Origin of the sequence: Oceanimonas marisflavi (assembly GCF_003049725.1) — a bacterium.
GTDB classification, from domain to species: Bacteria; Pseudomonadota; Gammaproteobacteria; order Enterobacterales; family Aeromonadaceae; genus Oceanimonas; species Oceanimonas marisflavi.
On the sequence record NZ_QAGM01000007.1, the window covers coordinates 1 to 23,503 of the forward strand.

General features: G+C 58.8%; 12 protein-coding genes and 2 pseudogenes. 1 reads left to right on the forward strand and 13 read right to left on the reverse strand.

Going from position 1 to position 23,503, the window contains the following annotated elements; genetic code table 11:
- Window positions 1-233, forward strand: a pseudogene (locus DA373_RS16430) (hypothetical protein); the annotation flags it as partial.
- 110 nt (window positions 234-343) lie between these two features.
- On the opposite strand, the gene DA373_RS06055 reads toward DA373_RS16430, so the two are convergent.
- The 13 genes and pseudogenes from DA373_RS06055 to DA373_RS06120 all read right to left on the reverse strand — a co-directional run bounded on the left by DA373_RS06055 (window position 344) and on the right by DA373_RS06120 (window position 23,433).
- The gene (locus DA373_RS06055) at window positions 344-943 is read right to left on the reverse strand and encodes a LysE/ArgO family amino acid transporter (protein WP_107851439.1); all 600 of its coding nucleotides are present in this window, start codon (window positions 941-943) and stop codon (window positions 344-346) included.
- An 80-nt stretch (window positions 944-1,023) separates the two neighbouring features.
- Window positions 1,024-1,335, reverse strand: a complete 312-nt coding sequence (locus tag DA373_RS06060; protein WP_107851440.1) for a hypothetical protein — start codon at window positions 1,333-1,335, stop codon at window positions 1,024-1,026.
- A 42-nt stretch (window positions 1,336-1,377) separates the two neighbouring features.
- Entirely contained in the window at window positions 1,378-1,779 is a 402-nt protein-coding gene (locus DA373_RS06065) for a GFA family protein (RefSeq protein WP_107851441.1), read from the reverse strand.
- 312 nt (window positions 1,780-2,091) lie between these two features.
- Window positions 2,092-2,583, reverse strand: coding sequence for a gamma-glutamylcyclotransferase family protein (locus DA373_RS06075; RefSeq protein WP_107851442.1), 492 nt, complete (start codon window positions 2,581-2,583; stop codon window positions 2,092-2,094).
- Between the two features lie 23 nt (window positions 2,584-2,606).
- Complete coding sequence (locus DA373_RS06080; protein ID WP_107851443.1) at window positions 2,607-2,981, reverse strand: VOC family protein; 375 nt, start codon at window positions 2,979-2,981, stop codon at window positions 2,607-2,609.
- A gap of 31 nt (window positions 2,982-3,012) precedes the next feature.
- Window positions 3,013-3,189 (reverse strand): annotated as a pseudogene (locus DA373_RS06085) (YnfA family protein); the annotation flags it as partial.
- Window positions 3,190-3,475: 286 nt separating this feature from the next.
- Window positions 3,476-5,569 carry an elongation factor G gene (gene fusA, locus DA373_RS06090; protein WP_107851444.1) on the reverse strand — a complete coding sequence of 698 codons (2,094 nt, stop codon included), beginning with the start codon at window positions 5,567-5,569 and terminating at the stop codon, window positions 3,476-3,478.
- A 399-nt stretch (window positions 5,570-5,968) separates the two neighbouring features.
- On the reverse strand, window positions 5,969-7,213 hold the full coding sequence (locus DA373_RS06095; protein WP_107851445.1) for a hypothetical protein: 1,245 nt from the start codon (window positions 7,211-7,213) through the stop codon (window positions 5,969-5,971).
- A 223-nt stretch (window positions 7,214-7,436) separates the two neighbouring features.
- A complete protein-coding gene (locus DA373_RS06100) occupies window positions 7,437-8,741 on the reverse strand; it encodes an HlyD family type I secretion periplasmic adaptor subunit (protein ID WP_157953688.1) in 1,305 nt (434 codons plus the stop codon).
- On the reverse strand, window positions 8,734-10,419 hold the full coding sequence (locus DA373_RS06105) for a type I secretion system permease/ATPase (RefSeq protein ID WP_107851447.1): 1,686 nt from the start codon (window positions 10,417-10,419) through the stop codon (window positions 8,734-8,736). The genes DA373_RS06100 and DA373_RS06105 overlap by 8 nt, the downstream gene beginning before the upstream one ends.
- Window positions 10,420-10,429: 10 nt before the next feature.
- Entirely contained in the window at window positions 10,430-20,449 is a 10,020-nt protein-coding gene (locus DA373_RS06110) for a VCBS domain-containing protein (RefSeq protein ID WP_107851448.1), read from the reverse strand.
- Window positions 20,450-21,518: 1,069 nt separating this feature from the next.
- Window positions 21,519-22,454 (reverse strand): ABC transporter permease, encoded by a 936-nt coding sequence (locus DA373_RS06115; protein WP_107851449.1) that lies wholly within the window; start codon window positions 22,452-22,454, stop codon window positions 21,519-21,521.
- A gap of 4 nt (window positions 22,455-22,458) precedes the next feature.
- Window positions 22,459-23,433 (reverse strand): ABC transporter permease, encoded by a 975-nt coding sequence (locus DA373_RS06120; RefSeq protein WP_107851450.1) that lies wholly within the window; start codon window positions 23,431-23,433, stop codon window positions 22,459-22,461.
- Window positions 23,434-23,503: the final 70 nt, after the last annotated feature.

Below are 23,503 nucleotides of genomic sequence, written 5' to 3' on the forward strand. Positions count from 1 at the left end.
TGATTGCGCAGGTCGCCACGCTGATGCTGTGGCTGGTGGGATTCGAAGCGGAGCACCAAGGATGGCACCGGCGCTACCAAGCCAATACGGCGCAACGCCGGGTGCTGTCCTTTTTGACCTTGGGCAAACAAATGTTGTTTCATGAACCCCGGCGAGTAACGGGCTCGCTCCTGGAGCGAGCCCTGGCACGACTGAGCCGGCTTTATGTACTCTCATTGGGTGTTTCGGCATGATCCCAAAAAACTGGGGAGCCCTCAGCGCGAAGGCGGGAGTCCAGGGCAAATGGCTCCGGTGCTAACGGCAACATCCAGACAAAAAAGCGAAGCCAGGCGGCTTCGCTTTTTTACACCCCCAGCACCAGGGTTACCGCAATGGTGGTCATCATGACCCCCACCACAAACTCCAGCACCTTCCAGGCCCGGGGCCGCTGAAACACCGGAGCCAGCACGCGGGCGCCGTAGCCCAGACTGAAAAAGAACACCATGGAGGCACAGATGGCCCCAAGCGCAAATATTCCCTGAGCCTGATATTGAGTGGAAACGGAGCCCAGCAACACCACCGTATCCAGATAGACATGAGGGTTCAGCCAGGTAAAGGCCAGACAGATGGCCACGGTTTTCAGCAGCGACTGCCGGGTTTCGCCCGAAGCCGTCATGGCATGGGTGGTACTGAAGGCCGATTTAAAACTCAGAAAGGCATATACCGCCAGAAAGGCCGCCCCGCCATAGCGGGCAAGGGTCTCAATGGCCGGAAACTGCTGCACAATGGCCCCAAAGCCCGCCACGCCCAGCGAGATCAGCACCGCATCGGACAGGGCGCACACCGCACACACCACAAACACATGGTGGCGTTTAATACCCTGTTTCAGTACAAAGGCGTTCTGGGAGCCAATGGCCAGGATCAGAGAAAAGCTCAAAGCAAAGCCGGAGAGAAAGGTGGACATCAAATAACAGCGCTCTGTGCAGGAGTAAACCGCTAATGGTACAGGCAGGTGCAGTTGGAATGTAGCCTTATGGCTGTTTATTAACTCCTATGAGGATTTGTTTGTGCCTGAAACTCTTCAGACAGTTCCGCCACCAGCTTATCATCTGCCAGCCCTCTGGATCGCATGGCCAGCAGCTGTAACCGGGCCTGGGAGCGGCTGTGGCCATCAAATATCTCTGACACTTCCTCATCACGCTTATTCATCAGATCAAACAGTGCCAAATAGCGCTGATGTGCCCGCTCATCCTGATGAGTGATCACTTGCTCACACTCGCTCAGTATTTGAGTGCAGAATCTATCCAGAGCCTGCTCTTTAATCACTCTAAATTTCTTCCAGTCACTTTCTTTCATTAATAAAAACCTTGTAAAACCAAGAGTGATGATGAGCTTAGCTCAAACTGGCATCTTCTTGAACACCGGCACTCCATCTGACTTTTTGCTCCAATTCATCTGGCGGCAGGTAAAAATACGTGCCGCGGGCAACAGGGAAACCTCAGTGTCCAGGCTCCCAGCCGGCACCACCAGCAAGCCGGCAACCTGAGTGTTTGGCAAGGCCGAGCCGCAATGCTTGCAGAAGCATTTGCTGTGGCGAGTGCCGGGAAGCGTGAAAGACGCCACCGCATTCACGCCCGACGTCCAGCTCAGCCTGGCCGATTGGGAGAACAGGTTAGCCCCATGGGCCGATCCCGTGTCTTTTTGACAGCGCCGGCAATAACACAGATAAAAGCTGTCGAACTCGCCTTTGACTTCAAAACGCACAGTGCCACACAGGCAAGAACCGGAATATATCGTCATAACCGCTCCTTTCTGGACTGTAAAGTTTCCGGCTTAGCAAACGCTGGCTGCAGCAGTTTCGTTAGTTCTCAGCCAGTGGTATGGCCTGCCCGATACTGTGCTATTGAGCGCTCAAGGTGCCTGTCATTTTCGAAAGAGCACAGCAGATACACCGTTTCCATCAGGCTGTTGTAATACTCAAGCGACATCTTCAGAGTTTTTACGAGTAATAATGGTCACATCGGCGTCATTAACAACGTCACCCAGCACCGCTTTCAGGCGGTTACTGACTTCGGTAAAAGATACAATTTTCATGACGGCTCCATTATCACATCATTGGTAAAGCCCGGTCTCCCGCCGGTGGCGCTCCCGATTTGAATCTTCAATTGCCGCAACCGCACCCAGCGCCCTGAGATAGTCGGCCGGCAGACCATGCTCCTCGGCGCCGTGCAGCACATGGGCCTTGTACCATGAAAACGGCATCAGGCCGGCATCGATATGGGTGGCGACATAACACACCGCCGCCAGTTCGGCTCCTGACAGTGTTATCACCCGTACCGGCTTTTCAGCATAACCGGCACCCAGCCCTTCCACCCGATCCAGCCAGGGCTTCTCCGCCGGCGAAATATCATACACTACACCGTAAACAAGGTCGCTCGGCTGCCCGGTGCTGACAATATCGCACTTGCCCGAGCCGTCCTGGCCGACCTTGTGAAACATCAGCCGGTACCGGCTGAGCTGGGCCACCGCAATCACTCTAGAGGAAGGCACCCGAGCGCGCATGCGGGCAAGAGATAGATTGGAGCCGTAAGCGAAATAGAGCATGGGTTTATCTGATATGACCGCGTCTAAGACCAGGACGCGGCATCCTGGCAGACCAGGTGAATGATGGATGCCGGGCTCGATATCCAGAACGCCTGCATACCCTCTGGCAGCGGCTCAATCTCGTCACGGCGCACCACGCCCGCCGCGTTAAGCTGCTGTGCGGCACCGTCAATATCATCGGTGACCACTTCAAGCCAGGTTTCGGCCTGGCTCAGCCCCGGAACGGAATCGAGCCAGAGATTGTTGGTGCCAAACTGAAAGCCCACGGCAGGTGCCTGCTCCGTTATTTCCCGAAAACCGAGAACATCACGATAGAAGCGCACCGTTTCATCGTACAAGTGAGGCGGTATCTTAAGCGCGATATTGCGGCCGGCCGTAAACTTCACTTTTTTGCTCATACGAACCTCCGAGTGGCTGACGCTGCATTAACTATACGCTTCTGGGAGCGAACATGATGATCGCCATTCCCAGCAAGGCGACTGATACCCCCACCAGATCCCATAAGGTGGGGCGAATGCCGTCCACTGCCCACAACCAAAGTATCGCCACAAAAATATAGACACCGCCATAAGCGGCATAGACCCTGCCCGCCGCCGTTGGGTTTAGCGGTGTTTGTGGAATGGGCTCCCGCCTTCGCGGGAGCGACGAATGAAAGTGCGGGAGTGATAGCAAGCAGACAACTCTGTAGTATCACGAAGCAGCAGCGGGGATTGCCGGAGCTGACCGTCACATGCCAGGGATGGCATGTGCCGAGCGACCCAGGGAGGGGCTGGAAGCGTGTCAGCGGAGCGCAACCACGCTGCTGCTTCGCATTGCGTTCGCTGATGTTCCGGGCAAAAAAAACCGCTGCCGAAGCAGCGGTTTTTATCGAAGTATTCGGGGTTAGCCGAACTTACTTCTTGGCTTCGGCGGCCTTGCGCTCTTTCACCTGAGCTACCACTTTCTCGGACACGTTGGCCGGGCAGGCAGCGTAGTGAGAGAATTCCATGGAGAACTGGCCGCGGCCAGAAGTCATGGTACGCAGAGAGCCGATGTAACCGAACATTTCGGACAGGGGTACGTCAGCCTTGATGCGCACGCCGGTCACGCCCGCGTTCTGATCCTTGATCATGCCGCGACGACGGTTCAGGTCACCGATAACGTCACCCACGTGATCTTCCGGAGTGAACACGTCAACCTTCATGATCGGCTCCAGCAGCTGGGGCTGAGCTTTCGGCAGAGACTGACGGAAGGCGCCCTTGGCGGCGATTTCGAACGCGATGGCGGAGGAGTCAACCGCGTGGTAGGCACCGTCGGTCAGTTCGAACTCGATGTCCAGTACCGGGAAGCCAGCGATCGGGCCGGTCTTCATCATGCTGGCAACACCCTTTTCGATGGCGGGCCAGAATTCCTTCGGTACGTTACCACCCACTACGGAAGACTTGAACACCAGACCGGTGTTGGCTTCGCCCGGACGGATGATGTAGTCGATCTTACCGTACTGACCGGAACCACCAGACTGCTTCTTGTGGGTGTAGCTGTCTTCAACCTGAGCGGTGATGGTTTCGCGGTAGGCTACCTGCGGCTCACCTACAATCAGCTCAACGCCGTAGGTACGCTTCAGAATGTCTACCTTGATGTCCAGGTGCAGTTCGCCCATGCCTTTCAGGATGGTTTCACCGGAATCTTCGTCGGTTTCTACGCGGAAAGACGGATCTTCGGCAACCATTTTACCGATGGCCACGCCCATCTTCTCGGAACCGCCCTTGTCCTTCGGCGCAACGGCAATGGAGATTACCGGCTCGGGGAACACCATGGCTTCCAGGGTGCAGGGGTGCTTGACATCACACAGGGTGTGACCGGTCTGCACGTTCTTCATACCGATGATGGCGATGATGTCACCAGCCTGGGCAGAGTCCAGCTCGGTACGCTCGTCGGCCTGCATTTCTACCATGCGGCCTACGCGCTCGGTCTTGCCGGTGGCGCTGTTGAGGATGGTGTCACCCTTCTTGATGCGGCCGGAGTAGATACGTACGAAGGTCAGGGCGCCGAAACGGTCGTCCATGATCTTGAACGCCAGCGCTTTCAGCGGGGCGTCGGCGTCTACGATGGCGTGCTCGCCGGTCTCGTTGCCTTCTTCGTCGGTCAGCGGCTGCGGATCAACTTCGGTCGGGCTCGGCAGGTAGTCGTTCACGGCGTCCAGCACCAGCTGCATGCCCTTGTTCTTGAACGCGGAACCACAGTAGGCCGGGAAGATGGCCATGGTGCGGGTACCCTTACGGATACAACGCTTGATGTCTTCGATGGAGGGCTCTTCACCTTCCATGTAGGCTTCCATCAGGTCGTCGTCTTGTTCAACGGCGCTTTCTACCAGCTGCTCACGGTATTCTTCAACCATGTCAACCATGTCGGCCGGCACGTCTTCGATGGTGTAGTTTTCGGCATCACCGGAGTCGTCCCAGATATAGGCCTTGCGGGTCAGCAGGTCAACCACACCCTTGAACTCGTCTTCACGGCCGATGGGCAGAACCATTACTACCGGGTTGGCAGCCAGTACGTCGCGGGTCTGCTGAACTACGCGCAGGAAGTCGGCGCCCAGACGGTCCAGCTTGTTCACGAAGATGATACGGGCAACGCCGGATTCGTTGGCATAGCGCCAGTTGGTTTCGGACTGGGGCTCAACACCGCCGGAACCACAGAATACGCCGATACCGCCATCCAGTACTTTCAGTGAACGGTATACTTCAACGGTGAAGTCAACGTGTCCGGGAGTGTCGATAACGTTGAAACGGTGACCTTTCCAGAAGCAGCTAACAGCAGCAGACTGGATGGTAATACCCCGCTCGGCTTCCTGCTCCATGAAGTCGGTGGTGGACTCACCGTCGTGGGTCTCGCCCGCCTTGTGGATTTTACCGGTCAGCTTGAGGATACGTTCGGTTGTGGTGGTCTTGCCCGCGTCAACGTGAGCAAAAATACCGATGTTTCTGTAATGTGATAAATCAGACATGATGCAACTTTATATGGTTGATTAAAGAAGTAGACGGAGCATGCGAAGAGTACCAGCACACCGCACCTCAGATTTCGAGGCGCACATTATGCAGTAGAACCCAGCCGCGCGCAAATGGCCCGAGCGGGTTTGCGTGCACTTTTTGTGCAGAACCGGCTCAACGCCCCGGCTCCGTATTTTCTGCCGTCTTTCACGGCCGGACCGCCCCCTTGATTCCGGCATGCAGTCCGGTAGCCTGCTCAGATACCGCCGTTGGCCACCTTATAGTATACCCAGCCAAACAGGCCGGCGAAGATAATCACGGTCAGCAACACCTTTAGCCAGATAAATTTCACGTTGGTCTCCTGTGGAGCCGGGAGGCCCCTTCCGCAGGGCATGATTGTGACATTGCCCAGACGGTTATGCCAGCCCGGGCAGCGCCGCCAGCACAAAAATGGCCACCACCACCAACGCCGACATGGCCGCCGCATAGCCCAGATTCCAGCGCATAATGCGGAACGAGTCCAGCCCGTAACGGCCCTGAAACGCCAGGTTAATGCCCGACAGCGGCCCGGTGGAAGTGCCCACCGCCCAGGACGACAAAAACACCAGCGCCAGCAGGGTATGGTCGGGCTCAAGGGGCATCAGCACCGCCCCTGCCAGCGAGATACAGATAATGGGATGAATACCGAGCAACGACAGCACTACCGTGGCCGAATAGGTCACACTGGCCTCCACCGGGCCAAAGTGCGTCAGTGGCAGGCTGCCGCCCAGGGTGGAAAACAGGGTTTCCAGGCCATAGCCCAGCACCCCGGCGGCCAGAAACAGCGCCAGCTCGTTGCCCATTTGCGGCAGCCGGCCACTCACCAGCCCGGCCACCACCGCCAGCGGTCGTTGCCGCTTTACCGTGAGAATGGCCAGGGTCAGCGCCGGTGCCATCAGGGTGATCACCGCCAGAATGGAGAGCGCCGGCTTCAGCTCATGCAGTGTCAGCACCGCCGCCGCCAGCAAACCCGGCAGCAGCAGGCTGCACAGTGCCAGGGGCATGCTCACCAGCCACAGGGTCGCCAGCCGGGCATCGGGGGCCACGCTCAGCGACACCGCCATGGCGACAAAAAACGGCGACCAGAAGGCGGCGGCGGTAAAGCCGCGGATCAGCACCAGCGCCTGCTCCCGGGTCACACTACCGCGCCGGGACAGACGATCGCCGATAATAAACACCGACGACAAATTGATCACAGAGCCAAACAAATGCACCGCCGCCAGGGTGGACGCCAGCGCCCGCTTGCCTTTGGGCGAACGCTCGTCGTCTTCGGTTTGTGGCCGGCTCACCAGGCTTAAAAAGCTGACCGCCACCAGCATGGACAACAAGCCGCTGTTGCCCGCCACCAGCCGCTGCGGATCCACCTCGGCCCCCTGCCCTGCGCTCCAGACCAGGCAGCCGCCCCCCACCAGCAACAACACCAGCGCCTGGGTGCGGTTGCGTTTGGCCAGCCCCGGCCACAGCAGCGCCGCCGCACACCAGTACGCCAGCCCCGCCCAGTGCGGCGCAATCCCCAGCCCCAGCAGACCGGCGGCAATCATCGCCATGGCCGCCAGGATCAGGCCTCCGGCCAGTTGCCGGCGCAAAGACAGGGGAAACAGCGAATACAGGGTGGCGAGCAAGGCAGGCTCCGGGATAACGACGGTAAAGGCGGATGATAACCATAAACACCGCGAGCTGTAAGGCTGTAGGTTGTGATGAGCGAAGCGAATCCCAACAATGCAGGCGCCTGTGACATGCCGTCATTTCCGCGCAGGCGGAAATCCAGGAGCCCGACGCCGGCCTGTAGCACTGCGCCGGGCCACACATGGTCCCCCGCCTTCGCGGGGGCGCTTTCTGAAAGCCTTATTGCTCCCGCATCGCCCGGTTCAGCCCTCGTCGCAGGGGGTCCAGCAGGTAATCAATGGGCGTATGGGCACCGGTCAAAACGATCACTTCCGCCTGCATGCCGGGATAAAGCTCGGCCCCGGCGGGCAACGCCGTTGTTGCATCCTCCCCCAGCGCCACCCTGGCAAGAAAATACCCCTGCCCGGTTTGCTCATCCACCAGTCGATCCGCCGACACCCGTTGTACTTTCCCCGGCAAGGGCTGCATGTAGCGCATATTAAAGGCGGGCAGATGCACCAGCGCATCCAGGCCGGGTCGTACTACCTCAATGTCTACAGGATCTATCCTGGCTTCTATCACCAAGGGCTCATCGCTGGGCACTATGTCGAGTATGGGTTGTCCCGGTGACACCACCCCGCCCAAAGTATGCAGTTGCATATTGACCACCACGCCATCCAGAGGCGCACGCAAGACAGTTCTGGCCAGTACATCTCTGGCCGCCCTGAGCTGTTCATTCAGATCCAGCAATTCCGACTGCACCTCACGCAACTCGGCCACCACCTTACTCAGGTGGGACACCCGCAACTCATCGAAACGGATCTCATTCTCGGCAACACTCTGGTGCAACAGGGCCACCCGGGCCCGGCTTTTACTGATTTCCCCCCGGGCCTCGGCCAGCTCCTTTTGCAACTCCAGCAGCCGTGGCTTGCTGGCCAGTCCTTTTTCCACCAGTTTGCGGTTGCTGCCAATCTCATCCCGGATCAAGGCTACCCTCCCCCGCTGAGCCTGAATAAACTCCCCCAATCCGTCCATCTCAGCCTGATACTGGTGAATACCCTGGGCAATAATATCGTGACGTCTGGCCAGGTATTCCCTGTTGGTGGCGAAGATCCGCTGCTGCACCGAAAAAATATCGGCCCAGCGCTCCAGCTTGCCTTCCACCGGTGCCGCTGCCGGCAACGGCAGCTCGGTCTCGCCATCCCGCTCCGCCATCAGCCTGGCCTCCAGCGCCCTGGCTCCCAGATAACGCCCTTCCAACAACTCCAGGTTGGCTCTGGCCTGAGTCGCGTCCAGCTCAACCAGCACCTGCCCGCGCCGAACCTGATCACCATCCTGCACCAGCAAATCTTTAACAATTCCGCCCTCCAGATGCTGCACCGTTTTGCGCCTGGACTCCACACTGACCAGCCCCGGTGCCAGGGCCGCACTGTCCAGCGGAGAAAGAAAGGCCCAGGCCCCCAGACCACCAAAAAACAGCGCCAGCACCAGTACCCCCACCAACACCGGCGCCGCCAGACCAATTGTGTGCGTCGACTTATCCATGTTGACCTCCCGCATGTTGCACCAGTGGCGCCATCACTTCTTCCCTGGGGCCAAAGGCGGCCACCTGCCCCTGTTGCAGCACCAGCACCTTGTCTACCTGCTGCATGGTGGCGGGTCTGTGGCCAATCAGCACCACTGTCGCGCCTCTTTCCTTGAGCCGGCCTATGGCCTGCTGCAGTGCCTGCTCGCCCAGGTTATCCAGGCTGGCACCGGGCTCGTCCAGCACCACCAGAATCGGTTTGCCAAACAGGGCGCGGGCCAGGGCCAGGCGCTGACGCTCACCACCGGACAAGGCGCGCCCGCCGTCTCCTATTTCGGTGTCGTAGCCCTGAGGCAGCCGCAATATCCACTGGTGGCATCCCGCCGCCTGGGCCGCTTCCAGAATTTGTGGTGAATCTTCTTCTCCCATACGGGCAATGTTCTGTCGCACCGTACCGGAAAACAGCTCCACATCCTGAGGCAGATAACCGCAGTGAGGTCCTTTTTCCTCAGACGGCCACTGGCTCATTTCCACCCCGTCCAGGCGCACTTCTCCCGCCTGAGGCCTGATATTGCCAAGCAGCAACCGGACCAGGGTGGACTTGCCCGCTCCCGAAGGACCGATAATGCCCAGCACCTCCCCCGGCGCCAGCTCAAAGCCAATGCCCCTGAGCAGGGGGGACTGGCAGCCGGGATGGTAGTAAGTCAGCCCTTCTACCGTGAGTTTGCCGGCAGGCTCGGGCATGGCAAGAGCAGGGGCAGTGTCGGCAATGGGTGCCAGCATGGCCCTTACCTTGCGGTAGGCGCCCAGTGCCGACAACATGGTCCGCCAGGAGGCAATGGATTGCTCCACCGGGGCCAGGGCCCGCCCCATCAGAATGGAGCCGGCAATCATGCCACCACTAGTCAGCTCGCCCTGGATCACCAGCCAGGCGCCGGCTCCCAGCATCATAACCTGCAACCCCAGGCGCACAAACTTGGAGCCGGCCGTCACCAGGCCGGCTCGTTCGCTGGCCCGGCACTGGGCCGCCTGCCCGCTGTTGTAGCTGCTGCGCCAGTGCGTCAGCAACTGGGGCATCATGCCCATGGCGTGAATGGCGTCGGCGTTGCGCACCGCGCCTTCGGCACGTTCCATCGCCTGCCGGCCGGCACCGGCCGACGCCGCCAGCAGCCGGCGGGTTAGCCACTGGTTCAGCAACGCCAGCACAAACAGTACCAGGGCACCGGCACTGGCGGCCCATCCCAGCAGGGGGTGAAGCACAAATACAAAGGCCAGAAACACCGGTACCCAAGGGCAGTCCAGCAACGCCAACACGGCGGGGCCGCACAAAAAGCCCCGCAGCCGCTCCAGCTCGCGCAGCCCCTGCACCGAGGGCGCTCCCCCTTGGCCGGCGGCGCGGATCTCCGCCGCCAGCAATTCATTGGCCCAGTGGTTATCCAGCCAGCGGCTCAGCCTAACCATCAGCCAGCCCCGCACTACTTCCAGGGCAGCCATGGTGGCTAGCGCTACCAACACCATCAGGGTGAGCAACAACAGGGTGTCCTGGGAGCGGGAGTTGAGCACCCGGTCATAGACCTGCAGCATGTAAATGGGAGTGGCCAGCATCAGCAAGTTAACGGCCATGCTGAACAGCAGCACCCAGGCCATGGCTCCCCATAACCGCCCCAAGGGGCGGTGAAACACGGACTTGGCATTCATATCGGCCTCCTCAGCTCAGCAGATCGTTGGGGTCGGTAATGCCGGTCACGCCCAGCAGGGTGACCTGATTGCCATCGCCCAGATCCACCTGGGTGGCATCCAGGCTGCCGTTGCCGTCGGTATCGGTCTCATTCAGGCTGTTGATGGTCACGCCATCGGTCAGTTGCAACTGATCCTGGCCGGGCGCAAAGTCGATAATGGTGTCCTGGCCCGAGTTGGCGCCAAACACAAATACATCCGCATCATCGCCGCCCAAGAGCCAGTCGTTGCCCTCTCCCCCGGTGAGGGTGTCGACGCCGCCCTCGCCCAGCAGCAGTTCCGCCAGGGCGCTGCCCGTCAGGCCGTCTGCCCCCGGCCCCCCCCGCAGCACCGCCTCGGGGGCAAGCAAGGTAGTGGTTACCAGGCCGCTGTCGGCTATCTGCACCAGCAAATACTGGGTGGCCAGGGCGCCGTCGGCGTCTTCAATGCGAATGCCGTACAGCTGGCTGAGCTGCTGCCCGGCCTCCAGGCCGGCCTGCTCGGCGGCGCTTAACGAGAAGTCCCAGTGCACCCGGCCCTGGCCGTCGCCGCTGGCGCTGTCGGCCAGGGTCGCGGTCAGGGTGCCCAGGTAGCCGCCGTCCAATTCCAGCACGCTGACCTGGTGGCTGTCGTTCAGATCCAGATCGGAGAAATAAATCTCGTTCTGGGGCTCCAGGTCGATGATTTTCTGGGCAATTCCCGGGCTATCATACCAGGCCACCACCAGGGCGCCGTCGCCCCGGACCGAGAAAGAAGGCTGGCCCTGATAGCCGACCGTATTGCCGTTAACCACAAATTCATCTCCGATGGCGTTACCGTTGGCATCATAGCGCTGGCCGGCGATGCCAACACCGTTGCCATCCACTCCTTCCGACTCCCAGATAATCACAAAGCCGCCATCGTCCAGGCCCTGCACCCTGGCGTTGCCCTGTTGTCCAGGTGTTTGGCTGTTGGCCCGGAACTCACCGCCCACGGCGTTGCCGTCCCCGTCGAAGCGCTGGGCAAAAATGTCGAAGCCAGAGCCATCCGAACTTTTCCAGACAATCACAAAGCCGCCGTCATTCAGGGCCCCCACGGAAGCAAAGTACTGGGTACCCGCCGTGGTGCTATTGACCTGGAATTCATCGGTGCTGCCACCTATGGCCAGCGGGGTGCCGTCGCTTGCAAACAGCCGGGCGAAAACGCCCCAGACATTGCCATCGGCGCTTGAGCTATCGCTCCATACGCTGACCAGGCGACCATTGGCCAGGCCCGCCACCGTCTCGGCGCTACTGCCTTGCGTCACCTGGGTGCCGGCGATGGTGGTATTGGTGAGCAACTCACCGGTGGTGGCGTTGCCGCCGGCATCGTAAAAGCGGGTATAGATATCACCACTATCACTTTGCCTGCTGGTCCAGCTTACCGTAAAGCCGCCATCGGCCAGGGCGGCAACGCTGGCATCATACTGCTCGCCGACAGTGGACTCGTTTATCAAAAACTCGCTGCCCTGCGCCACTCCGCTGGCATTGTAGCGCTGGCCGTAGACGCCAGCGCCCGAGCCATCCTGGTTAAGGCTATGCCAGACCACCACAAAACCACCGCCCTCCAAGCCGGCGGCGCTGGGGTAATATTGCTGATCCGCCGTGGTGGTATTGATCAGGAAGGAGCCGCCCACCGCATCGCCATTGGCATTGAAGCGCTGGCCGAAAATATCCTGACTTCCGCCGTTGAATTGATACCACACCACCAGATGGCCACCGTCATTCAGGGCCGTCACCTCGGGGGCAGAGCCGGAGTTGCTCACCGCTTGGTCCTGGCCCGTGGCCGGCAGGGTGGCGGTGTGCTCGATCACCTTTTGCATTAACTGGCCGCTATCCTGCCAGACCGCCACCAGGGCGCCGTCTGCCCGCAGCGTTACAGCAGGGTTGGTCTGGCTGCCCGAGGTGAGGGTATTCACCACAAATTCATCGTCCAGCGCCAGGCCGCCGGCATCATAACGCCGGCCCGAGATGCCCCAGCTATTGCCGTCGACCCCATTGGACTGCCAGAGGATCACAAAGCCGCCGTCGCTCAGCCCCTGCACCCTGGCGTTTTGCTGCAAGCTCTCGGTATAGAGATTGACCTGAAATTCGCCGCCCAGGGCGTTGCCGTCGCCATCGAAGCGCTGGGCAAAAATGCCGTCATTTGAACCGTCCGGGCTTTGCCAGGCGATGACAAAACCACCGTCATCCAGGGCCCCGACAGACGCCACCCACTGATTGCTCGCCGTGGTGCTATTGACCTGGAATTCATCGGTGCTGCCATTCACCGCCACCGCGATGCCCTGGTTATCCAGCAGCCGGGCGAAGACGCCGTAGCCGCTGCCATCGGCGCTAGAATCGATCCACACGCTCACCAGGCGACCATTGGCCAGACCCACCACGGTTTCGGCCGTGGAGCCAAAGGTCGCCTGAGTGCCGCTTGTGGTGGTATTGGTCAGCAGTTCATTGGTGGTGGCAGAACCGTTATCATCGTAGAGCCGGGTATAGATATCGGCACTGCCGCCATGATCGCTCCTCCAGCTGACCGCAAAGCCGCCGCCGGCCAGGGCGGTCACGCTGGATTCAATTTGCTCATTGGCGGTGCCCTGGTTTATCAGGAACTCGCCGCCGATGGCGGTGCCGTTGGCGTCATATAACCGGCCCACTATGCCGTTTCCCGAGCCATCCAGATTCTGGCTTTGCCAGACCACCACCACATGACCGTTCTCCAGGCCGGCGACGCTGGGGTAGCGCTGATCGCCGTTGGTGGTGGTGTTGATCAAGAACTCGCCGTCCACCGCCTGGCCTTCGGCATCGAAACGCCGGCCGTAGACGCCGTAGCCAGAAGCATCCGGGTTGCCGCTGTGGCTGGCCATCCATACCAGCAGATGGCCGCCGTCGGCCAGGGCGGTAATGGCGGGGCTTTGGTTATTCTGGATCACCTCGTTAACAAACCCCGCCAGGGTAACATCGGCCGGGCTTTCAATGATTTTCTGCGCCATCTCACCGGTATACTGGTCACGCCAGACTACCACCAGGGCGCCGTCCGCCCGCACCGCCAAATCCGGAGCGCTTTGGTTACCCAAGGTCTGGTCGTTAACGATAAACACATCCCCCACCCGGTTGCCATTAACATCGTAACGCTGGCCGGCAATGCCGTAACCGTCGCCATCCAGGGGTAACGTCGCCCAGACAATCACAAAACCGCCGTCATTCAGCCCCTGCACCTTGGGGTTAAACTGGCTGGTACTAAAAGGCTCCCTGTTTATCTGGAACTCGCTTCCCAGGGCGTTGCCATCGCCATCGAAACGCCGGGCAACAATATCACCGCCGCTATACCAGCTAATCACAAAACCGCCGTTATTCAGGGCGCCGACCGAGGCCCAAAACTGGCCTCCCGCCGTGGTGGTATTGATCTGGAACTCATCACTGCTGCCACCGATGGCGACCGGAGTGCCGTCGCTTTCCAACAAGCGGGCGAAAACGCCACTGCCATCGGCGCCGGATCGGTCAACCCAGACGCTAACCAGACGACCATTGGCCAGGCCCGCTACCGTTTCGGCTTGATGGCCTTCGGTAACCTGATCGCCGGTGATGGTGGTATTGGTCAGCAGCTCGTTGCTGGTGGCGGTGCCGCCGGCATCAAAAAACCGGGTATAGATATCGGCATCACCGCCATGATAGCTGTACCAGCTTACCGCAAAGCCGCCACCGGCCAGGGCGGTGACGCTGGGCTGTTCCTGAGTGCTGGCAGTGCTCTGGTTAATCAGAAACTCGCCGCCGCTTGGAGCACCGCTGGCATCAAGCAACTGGCCGAAGATGCCGCTCCCATCGCCGAGGCCATTGCCTCGCCACACCACCACAGCACCGCCTCCCGCCAGGCCGGTGACACTGGGGTAATGCTGCGAATTGACCGTGGTGGTGTTGATCAGGAACTCAGCGCCCACCGTGTCGCCATTGGCATCAAAGCGGCGGCCATAAACGCCGGAGCTCGAGGCATCGGGGTTAGCGCCGTCACTGGCCGTCCACACCACCAGATGGCCGCCGTCGGCCAGGGCCGCCACCGAGGGCGTGCCGCCGTGCCCGGCAATATCGGGCCCGACCGACTGATCCAGCGTTGATACCGGCCGGGCCGGACGCAAGCCTGTGGCCAGGTTGGCGGTGATCACCGGGGCATCGTTCGGGTCGGTCAGCTCCTCGGCCGAACCTAGGCCGATCACGCCCAGCAGGGTGACCCGGTTGCCATCGCCCAGATCCACCCGGGTGGCATCCAGGCTGCCGTCACCGTCGGTGTCGATTTCATTCAAGCCGTTGATGGTCACGCCATCGGTCAGTTGCAGCCGATCCTGGTTCACTGCAAAGTCGATGACGGTGTCCTGGCCTGAACTGGCGCCAAACACAAATACATCCGCATCCGCTCCGCCCAAGAGCCAGTCGTTGCCTTCGCCCCCGGTGAGGGTGTCGGCGCCGCCCTCGCCCAGCAGCAGCTCCGCCAGGGCGCTGCCCGCCAGGCCATCGACCCCCGGCCCACCCTGCAGCACCGCCTCGGGGGCAAGCAAGGTGGTGGTTACCAGGCCGCTGTCGGCAATCTGCACCAGCAAATACTGGGTAGCCTGGGCGCCGGCATCATCTTCAATGCGAATGCCGTAAAGCTGGCTAAGCTGCTGCCCGGCCACCAGGCCGGCCTGATCGGCGGCGCTCCAGTCAAAGCGCCAGTGCACCCGGCCCTGGCCGTCGCCGCTGGCGCTGTCGGCCAGGATGGCGGTCAGGGTACCCAGGTAGCCGTTGCCCAACGCCAGCACGCTGATCTGGTGGCTGTCGTTCAGATCCAGATCGGCAAACTCGATGTCGCCTTGCGGGTCCAGTTGAAATATTTTCTGAGAGATACCGCCGGTTGTACTATCTTGCCAGGCCACCACCAGGGCGCCGTCATCCCGCACATCAAAGGAAGGGTTAAATTGATTTCCCACGGCTTGGTTGTTGATTGAAAATTCACCACCCAACGCATTGCCGTTTACATCATAACGCTGGCCGGCGATGCCATAGCTAAAGCCGTCGGCGCCTTGGGATTGCCAGATAATCACAAAGCCGCCATCGTCCAGGCCCTGTACTTTAGGATACAGCTGCTCACTTTGAGTAAAGCCGTTGACCTGAAACTCGCCGCCCACGGCATTACCATCACCATCGAAGCGCTGGGCGAAAATACCGTTTCCCGAGCCCTCCGGGCTAAGCCAGACGATGACAAAGCCACCGCTATTCAGAGCCCCTACCGAGGCATAGAACTGGTTGTCCACCGTGGTGGTATTGACCGGGAACTGATCGGTGCTGCCATTTACCGCCACTGCGTTACCCTGCGCATCCAGCAACCGGGCAAAGACGCCCCAATTGCTACCATCAGCGCCTGAGTTATCGCTCCATACACTCACAAAACGGCCATTGGCCAGGCCCGCCACGGTTTCGGTGAGAGCGCCGAAGGTGGCCTGGTAACCGCTTGTGGTGGTATTGGTCAGTAATTCACCGGTAGTGGCTATGGCGCCAGTACCGTTGGCACTATAAAGCCGTGTATAGATATCAAGATCACCAGTATGATCACTGGACCAGCTCACCGCAAAGCCACCATCGGCCAAAGTTGTGACACTAGCTTCGTATTGAGCAGAAGTGGTTGTCTGATTGATCAGAAACTCATTTCCGATTTCATTATCACTGGCATCGAATAACTGACCATAAATGCCATTACTGGAGCCATCCTGATTGGCACTTTGCCAGACCACCACAAAACCACCGCCATTCAAACTGGCGGCACTGGGATTTGACTGCTGATCCGCCGTGGTGCTATTGATCAGAAACTCTCCGCCCACCACACCGCCATTGGCATCGAAGCGTTGGCCATAAATGCCGTTACCTGAGCCATCATCGGCATGCCAGACCACCAGGTGGCCACCATCGGCCAGAGCCGTCACCTCGGGGCCAGAGCCGGAGCCGGTCACCGCTTGGTCCATGCCTGACGTTGCCAGAGCGTTAACATCCTCAAACACTTCTTGCACCAGCTGGCCGTTGTGCTGCCAGGCCGCCACCAGGGCGCCGTCCGCCCGCAGCGCAAGCGAGGGGCTCGCTTGGCTCCCCACAGTTAGAGGGTTAATCACAAATTCACCGCCCATCGCCTGGCCACTGGCATCGAAACGCCGTCCCAAGATGCCATCAAGGCTGCCATCAGCCAGATAGGACTGCCAGATAATCACAAAACCGCCGTCGCTCAGGCCCTGCACCCGAGCGTTTTGCTGCAAATTAAAGGTATGAACATTAACCTGGAACTCGCCACCGACGGCGTTGCCGGTGCCATCGAAGCGCTGGGCAAAAATGCCATCACTTGAACCGTCCGGACTTTGCCAGGCGATAACAAAACCACCGTCATCCAGGGCCCCTACCGAGGCCTCGATCTGATGGCCCGCCGTAGTGGTATTGACCTGAAATTCATCGGTGCTGCCGTTAACGGCGATTGCGTTGCCCTGATCATCCAGCAGGCGGGCAAAAATGCCGCTGTCTTGACCATCGCTCCCAGAATAATCCGTCCAGACACTGACCAGGCTGCCATTGGCCAGACCCGCCACCGTCTGAGTCGTATTACCAAAAGTGGCCTGATCGCCATTGGTGGTGGTATTGGTCAGCAGCTCAGGGGTGGTGGCCGTGCCGTTGACATCGTAGAGCCGGGTATAGGTGTCGTTATCGCCACCATGAATACTGGTCCAGCTAACCGCAAAGCCACCGCCGGCCAGGGCGGTGATACCGGGATAATACTGAGAGGTTAACGTACTCTGGTTAATGAGAAACTCGGCGCCAATGGCATTGCCGTTATTATCAAAACGCTGGCCATAGATTCCCGAACCAGCACCATCCTGACTTTGCCAGACCACCACAAAACCACCGCCTTCAAGGGCGGCGACACGGGGGAACTCCTGCGTATTCGCCGTGGTGGTATTGACCAGAAACTCATCGCCCACCGCATCGCCATTGGCATCAAAACGGCGGCCATAGATGCCAAAGCCCGAAGCATCGGGATTAGCACCGTTGCTGGCCATCCACACCACGATATGACCACCGTCGGCCAGGGCTGCCAGATCAGGTTTTTGCCCCCCCAAAATGGACTCATCCACGATATTCAGCGGCGTGACAGTGTCGTCGGAACGAATCACTTTTTGCCTCATCTGTCCATCAGAGGCATCCAGCCATGCCACCACCAGGGCACCGTCTTCCCTTACCGCCAGATCCGGATTCTGCTGAAAACCCTGTTGCCGGTCATTGATAACAAACTCGCCTGCCACGCGGTTGCCCCTGGCATCAAACCGCTGACCTGAAATACCATCAACATCACCATCTGCGCCATAAGACTGCCATACAATCACAAAGCCGCCATCTTTTAATCCGTGAACCTTGGGGTTAGCTTGTTCGCTCAAGGTATAGCTATTTACCTGAAACTCGGTGCCAACGGCGTTACCATCGCCATCGAAGCGTTGGGCAAAGATACCGTTAGCTGAACCGTCCAAACTTCTCCAGGTGATAACAAAACCATCCCCTTCAAGAGCGGACACTGAAGCTAGCCATTGACTGCCTGCGGTCGTCGTGTTGACCTTAAACTGACCAGGGTTAACAGTCACGGCAGTGCCATTACTTTCAAACAGCCGGGCAAACACGCCTGAACTACTGCCATCCTGACCGGAGGCATCCGTCCAGACGCTCACCAGCCGGCCGTTACTCAGGCCCGCGACGGTTTCGGCTCTCGAACCGTAAGTGAACTGCATGCCTACCGTTATATGGTTAGTCAACAACTCCCCCGTGATGGCACCATTGCTATCGAACAGCCGGGTATAGATGTCGTAATCACCGCCATGATTGCTGGTCCAGCTTACCGCAAAGCCACCACCAGCCAGGGCGGTGACGCTGGGGTCAAATTGAGTGTTGGTCGTGCTTGGATTAACCCTGTACTCACTCCCCACCTCATTGCCGCCGGCATCAAAAAGTTGAAGGTAAATTTCGTCTGCACCTCCACCGCCAACGCCCTGCCACACCACGACAAAGCGTCCATCCTCCAGTCCAGTGACGCTAGGGTTGCTCTGAGTACCGGGAATGTAACTATTAATTAGGAACTCTCCACCCACTTCATTGCCATTGGCATCATAACGCTGACCATAAACGCCATGGCTGGAACCATCGGGATTGGCACTGTGATTGGCGGTCCACACCACGATATGACCACCATCCGCCAGAGCCGCCACCGAAGGTGACCCGGAATGACCGGCGATGCCGGAACCCACCACTTGTTCCTGAGGCAGTTTGACCGGAGTTAAGTCCGTGGCGGTTGCAGCGGTGATCACCGGACCATCATTAACGCCGGTGACGGTAATGGTGACGGTACCGCTGCTGCTGGTGGCCCCTGCACTGTCGGTGGCGGTGTAGTCAAAGCTCACCTGGCGGGTTTCGCCCTCGGCCAGATCCTGAAAGTCATTGCCCGGATCAAAGCTGAAGCTGCCATCGTTGTTGTTGCTGACCGCGCCCTCGGCGGGCTGGCCGGTGATGGCAAAGGTATGGCTGTCGCTGCCGTCGGCATCGCTGACCACAAAGTTGCCGGTGGCCGCATTACCGTCTTCCACCGCATTGACGCTCACCGCCGAGACCACGGGCGCGTCATTGACGCCGGTGACGGTAATGGTGACGGTGCCGCTGTTGCTGGTGGCCCCGGCGCTGTCGGTGGCGGTGTAGTCAAAGCTCACCTGGCGGGTTTCGCCCTCGGCCAGATCCTGAAAATCCGTGCCCGGATCAAAGCCGAAGCTGCCGTCGTGGTGGTTGACCACGCTGCCCTCGGCAGGCGGGTTGGTGATGGCAAAGGTGTGGCTGTCGCTGCCGTCGGCATCGCTGACCACAAAGTTGCCGGTGACCGCATTACCGTCTTCCACCGCATTGACGCTCACCGCCGAGACCACGGGCGCGTCATTGACGCCGGTGACGGTAATGGTGACGGTGCCGCCGTTGCTGGTGGCCCCGGCGCTGTCGGTGGCGGTGTAGGTGAAGCTGACCTGGCGGGTTTCGCCCTCGGCCAGATCCTGAAAATCCGTGCCCGGATCAAAGCTGAAGCTGCCGTCGTGGTGGTTGACCACGCTGCCCTCGGCAGGCGGGTTGGTGATGGCAAAGGTGTGGCTGTCGCTGCCGTCGGCATCGCTGACCACAAAGTTGCCGGTGACCGCATTGCCGTCTTCGGTGGCGGCCACGCTCACCGCCGAGACCTCCGGCGCGTCATTGACGCCGGTAACGGTAATGGTGACGGTACCGCTGCTGCTGGTGGCCCCGGCGCTGTCGGTGGCGGTGTAGTCAAAGCTCACCTGGCGGATCTCGCCCTCGGCCAGATCCTGAAAATCCGTGCCCGGATCAAAGCTGAAGCTGCCGTCATTGTTGTTGACCACGCTGCCTTCGGCGGGCTGGCTGGTGATGGTAAAGGTATGGGTATCGTTGCTGTCGGCATCGCTGACCATAAAGTTGCCGGTGACCGCATTGCCGTCTTCGGTGGCAGCCACGCTCACCGCCGAGACCACGGGATCGTCGTTGCTGCCGGTGACGGTAATGGTAATGGTACCAACCTCACTGGTGGCATTATCCATATCACTGCTATCGGTAGCAGTGTAAGTGAAACTCACCTGCCGGGTCTCGCCTTCACCCAGCTCCTGGAAATCGCTGCCGGGGTCAAAACTGAACGTGCCGTCACCGTTATTTTGCACCTCTCCTTCGCTGGGCTGACTGGTGATGGTAAAGGTGTGGGTATCGCTGCTGTCGAGATCAGTAACCACAAACTGGCCGATCACCGGAATGCCATCCTCTTCGGCAGAAAGATCAATATCATCCACTTCCGGCTGAGCATTCATACCCAAGTTATCTCGGATACGTTCTCCCAGATCAAAGTCAGGGCCTCCCTTGCCGGGCTTATTACCGTTGACCAGTGGATGATCATTTTTATTAGCTTTAGGCATGTCAGACTCCCTTCTTTATTTAGCATAAATAAAATAATGCCAAGGCACCGATTAATGTGCGCATCGGTAAATGTGCAATATGATAGAGGGAGTGTCTCAAGGCGAGGGCAGCAATGAAATCTATTCCATAACATTTGGAGTAAGCACTGCTGCCATTAGAATGACCTAGGTATAAAAGAAAAGGAAAGCGGGAAATACACTACAACCATTAATAACAAGATTCGTTTGACACCACCCGAAATGGCATTCTTGCTGTCGTCCCAGCTGAGCTACCCTGCCCCAAGATCTGGGTAGTAATGGCTTTGTAGCCTTTCACCTACTGTCCCTGTTCGTTTTATGCTCCCTGCTGCTCATAGGGATATATAGTACCTAATTGCTCCGACCGCATATAGAAATTACACGAAGTCGCAACAAAAACCAAATGCAAGACTAAGCAACCTGGTTAAAGACATTAAAAAACAACAAGTTAAATAACCTCAAAAAACACACCAATTAAATCGAACATAACGAAGTCTAACTAAGGGTGATTTCACTTAAAAAACTCGAGTGACTCTCATAAAAAGTAAGATGTCACGATTCATCCAGTAATGCTTGACGTACACAACGTTTCAGAAATGGAAGAGTTGATAGGTAATTTGGTTCAGGTTTGTTAAGGTTTTATCAAACAGCAGTAATGAAATCAGCCTCAGTTGAGCACACCGATGGTTGCTTGAACTCTGTCGATATAGGTATTATCTACTTAAACTACGGGAACGTAGGGGCGAGTTTACCTTTTCGTCATTTCCGCGCAGGCAGCCCGGCGCCGGCCTGTAGCACTGTGCCAGGCCACACATGGTCCCCCGCCTTCGCGGGGGCGACGTATTTTGGAACCTTCGCGGGGGCGACGTATTTTGGAACCTTCGCGGGGGTAACGTATTGGGAAGGCCCTCAAGGGGTGACCTCGTTCCCACGCTCTGCGTGGGAATGCATACCGTAATCTCTACCAGCGCCGACTGGAGACCCGGTATACACTCCCACGCGGGAGCGTGGGAGCGAGTTATAGCTTAAAGCTGACAGCTTCCAGCTTCAGTTACCCTTTGTAAATCTTGGGGTTAAACACATCCCGCAGCCAGTCGCCGAGCAGGTTGATCACCAGCACCAGCACCACCAGATAGATGCCGGGAAAGGCGGTGATCCACCAAGAGCCGGAGAAAATATAGCTGAAGCCCATGCTGATAAGCGACCCCAGCGAAGGCTTGTCCACCGGCATGCCGAGGCCCAGGAACGACAGCGCCGCCTCGCTCATGATGGCGTTGGCCACCTGCACCGTGGAGATCACCAGAATGGGCGACAGACAGTTGGGCAGAATATGGCGGAACATGATGCGCATGGACTTGAAGCCCATCACCTGCGCCGCCTCCACATATTCCTTTTTCTTCTCCGCCAGCACGGTGGCGCGAATGGTGCGGGCATATTGCGGCCATTCGGCCAGACCGATAATCACCACCAGCATCAGCACCGCATACTGGGCGTAAAAGTCCGCTCCCAGGGTGGCCTGAAACACCGCCGACACGATGATCGCCACCATCATGGTGGAGAACGACAGCTGCACATCGGCCACCCGCATCAGCAGGTTGTCGATACGCCCGCCAAAATAGCCGGCACTCAGGCCCACCACGATGCCAATGGCCAGCTGCAGCGCCACCGCGCCCAGACCGATGATCAGCGACACCCGCGAGCCATAGAGAATGGTGCTGAGAATGTCCCGGCCCTGCACGTCTGTGCCCAGCACAAAACGTTCGTCACCCATGTCCTGCCAGCTGGGGGGCAGCTCGGAGTCAAGAATGTCGATGGTGGCCAGATCGTAAGGGTTATGGGGCGCGATAACCGGCGACAGAAAGGCCGCCGCCACCAGCGCCACAAACACCGCAAAGCTGACCATGGCGACCTTGTCGCGCAGAAAATGATAAAGAAAGTCCGACTGGCGAAAACGGGCCCAGCGGCTTTGAGAAAGTTCGGTGCTCATGTGCTTATCCCTTTGCTGCCAGGTTAACGGTGGGGTTCACCAGGCCGTAGATCAGATCGACAATGGTGTTGGTGACCACGAAGATAAAGCCCACAAAAATCACGTAGGTGGTGATCAGCGGCGTATCCACCCGGGTAATGGCCTCAAGGAACAACAGACCGATGCCCGGCCACTGAAACACGGTTTCGGTCAGAATGGTGTAGGCCACCATGGTACCGATTTGCACCCCACCGACCGTGATCAGCGGCAGCAGTGTGTTCTTCAGCGCATGAATAAACCAGATGCGGTATTTATCCAGGCCCTTGGCCCAGGCAAACTTCACATATTCGGCGCTGAGCTGCTCCAGCATTTCCGAGCGCACCAGGCGAATAAACAGCGGCAGCATAATGGACGACAGCGCAATACTCGGCAAAATCAGGTTGCGGAATCCCTGCCAGTTAAACAGTCCCGACTCCCAGCCCAGGGGGCTGGTGAGCTCGCCCCGGCCATAGGCAGGCAGCCAGCCCAGCTCGATGGAGAACACATACATCAGCAAAATGGCGGTCAGGAACACCGGCACCGAGATGCCCACAATACTGATGCCCATAATGATTTTGGACAGCACGGCTCTGGGCTTGATGGCCGAATACACCCCCAGCGGTATGCTCAGGGCAATAATCAGAATGCTGGCGCAGAACACCAGCTCCAGGGTGGCCGGCAGCTTGTCGAAAATCACCTCAATGGTGGGCTGCTTGAAGAAATAGGAGGTGCCAAAATCCCCCTGCACGGCCTGGCTGACAAAGCGGCCGTATTTCACCATAAAGGGATCGTTCAGGCCCATTTCATCGCGCATCTGCTGACGCACTTCTTCCGACACCGACTGCCCCACCAGCTCGCGCAGAGGGTCACCCAGGTTGTCCTGAATCGAGAAGGCCACCAGACTGATGACAAACATCACCACCAGGGCCTGAAACACCCGTTTAAGTAAAAAAGTAAACATGCTTTAAATTCCAACTGCGGGAGTTGGGACGAAAAAAAGGGATTGGGGATTAGGGATTAGGGAATGGCAA

Excerpts from the sequence above, each read along its gene's own strand:
- DA373_RS06055 (WP_107851439.1), bottom strand. The coding sequence starts at position 943 with ATGTCCACCTTTCTCTCCGGCTTTGCTTTGAGCTTTTCTCTGATCCTG.
- DA373_RS06060 (WP_107851440.1), bottom strand. The coding sequence starts at position 1,335 with ATGAAAGAAAGTGACTGGAAGAAATTTAGAGTGATTAAAGAGCAGGCT.
- DA373_RS06065 (WP_107851441.1), bottom strand. The coding sequence starts at position 1,779 with ATGACGATATATTCCGGTTCTTGCCTGTGTGGCACTGTGCGTTTTGAA.
- DA373_RS06075 (WP_107851442.1), bottom strand. The coding sequence starts at position 2,583 with ATGCTCTATTTCGCTTACGGCTCCAATCTATCTCTTGCCCGCATGCGC.
- DA373_RS06080 (WP_107851443.1), bottom strand. The coding sequence starts at position 2,981 with ATGAGCAAAAAAGTGAAGTTTACGGCCGGCCGCAATATCGCGCTTAAG.
- fusA (WP_107851444.1), bottom strand. The coding sequence starts at position 5,569 with ATGTCTGATTTATCACATTACAGAAACATCGGTATTTTTGCTCACGTT.
- DA373_RS06100 (WP_157953688.1), bottom strand. The coding sequence starts at position 8,741 with ATGGATAAGTCGACGCACACAATTGGTCTGGCGGCGCCGGTGTTGGTG.
- DA373_RS06105 (WP_107851447.1), bottom strand. The coding sequence starts at position 10,419 with ATGAATGCCAAGTCCGTGTTTCACCGCCCCTTGGGGCGGTTATGGGGA.
- DA373_RS06110 (WP_107851448.1), bottom strand. The coding sequence starts at position 20,449 with ATGCCTAAAGCTAATAAAAATGATCATCCACTGGTCAACGGTAATAAG.
- DA373_RS06115 (WP_107851449.1), bottom strand. The coding sequence starts at position 22,454 with ATGAGCACCGAACTTTCTCAAAGCCGCTGGGCCCGTTTTCGCCAGTCG.
- DA373_RS06120 (WP_107851450.1), bottom strand. The coding sequence starts at position 23,433 with ATGTTTACTTTTTTACTTAAACGGGTGTTTCAGGCCCTGGTGGTGATG.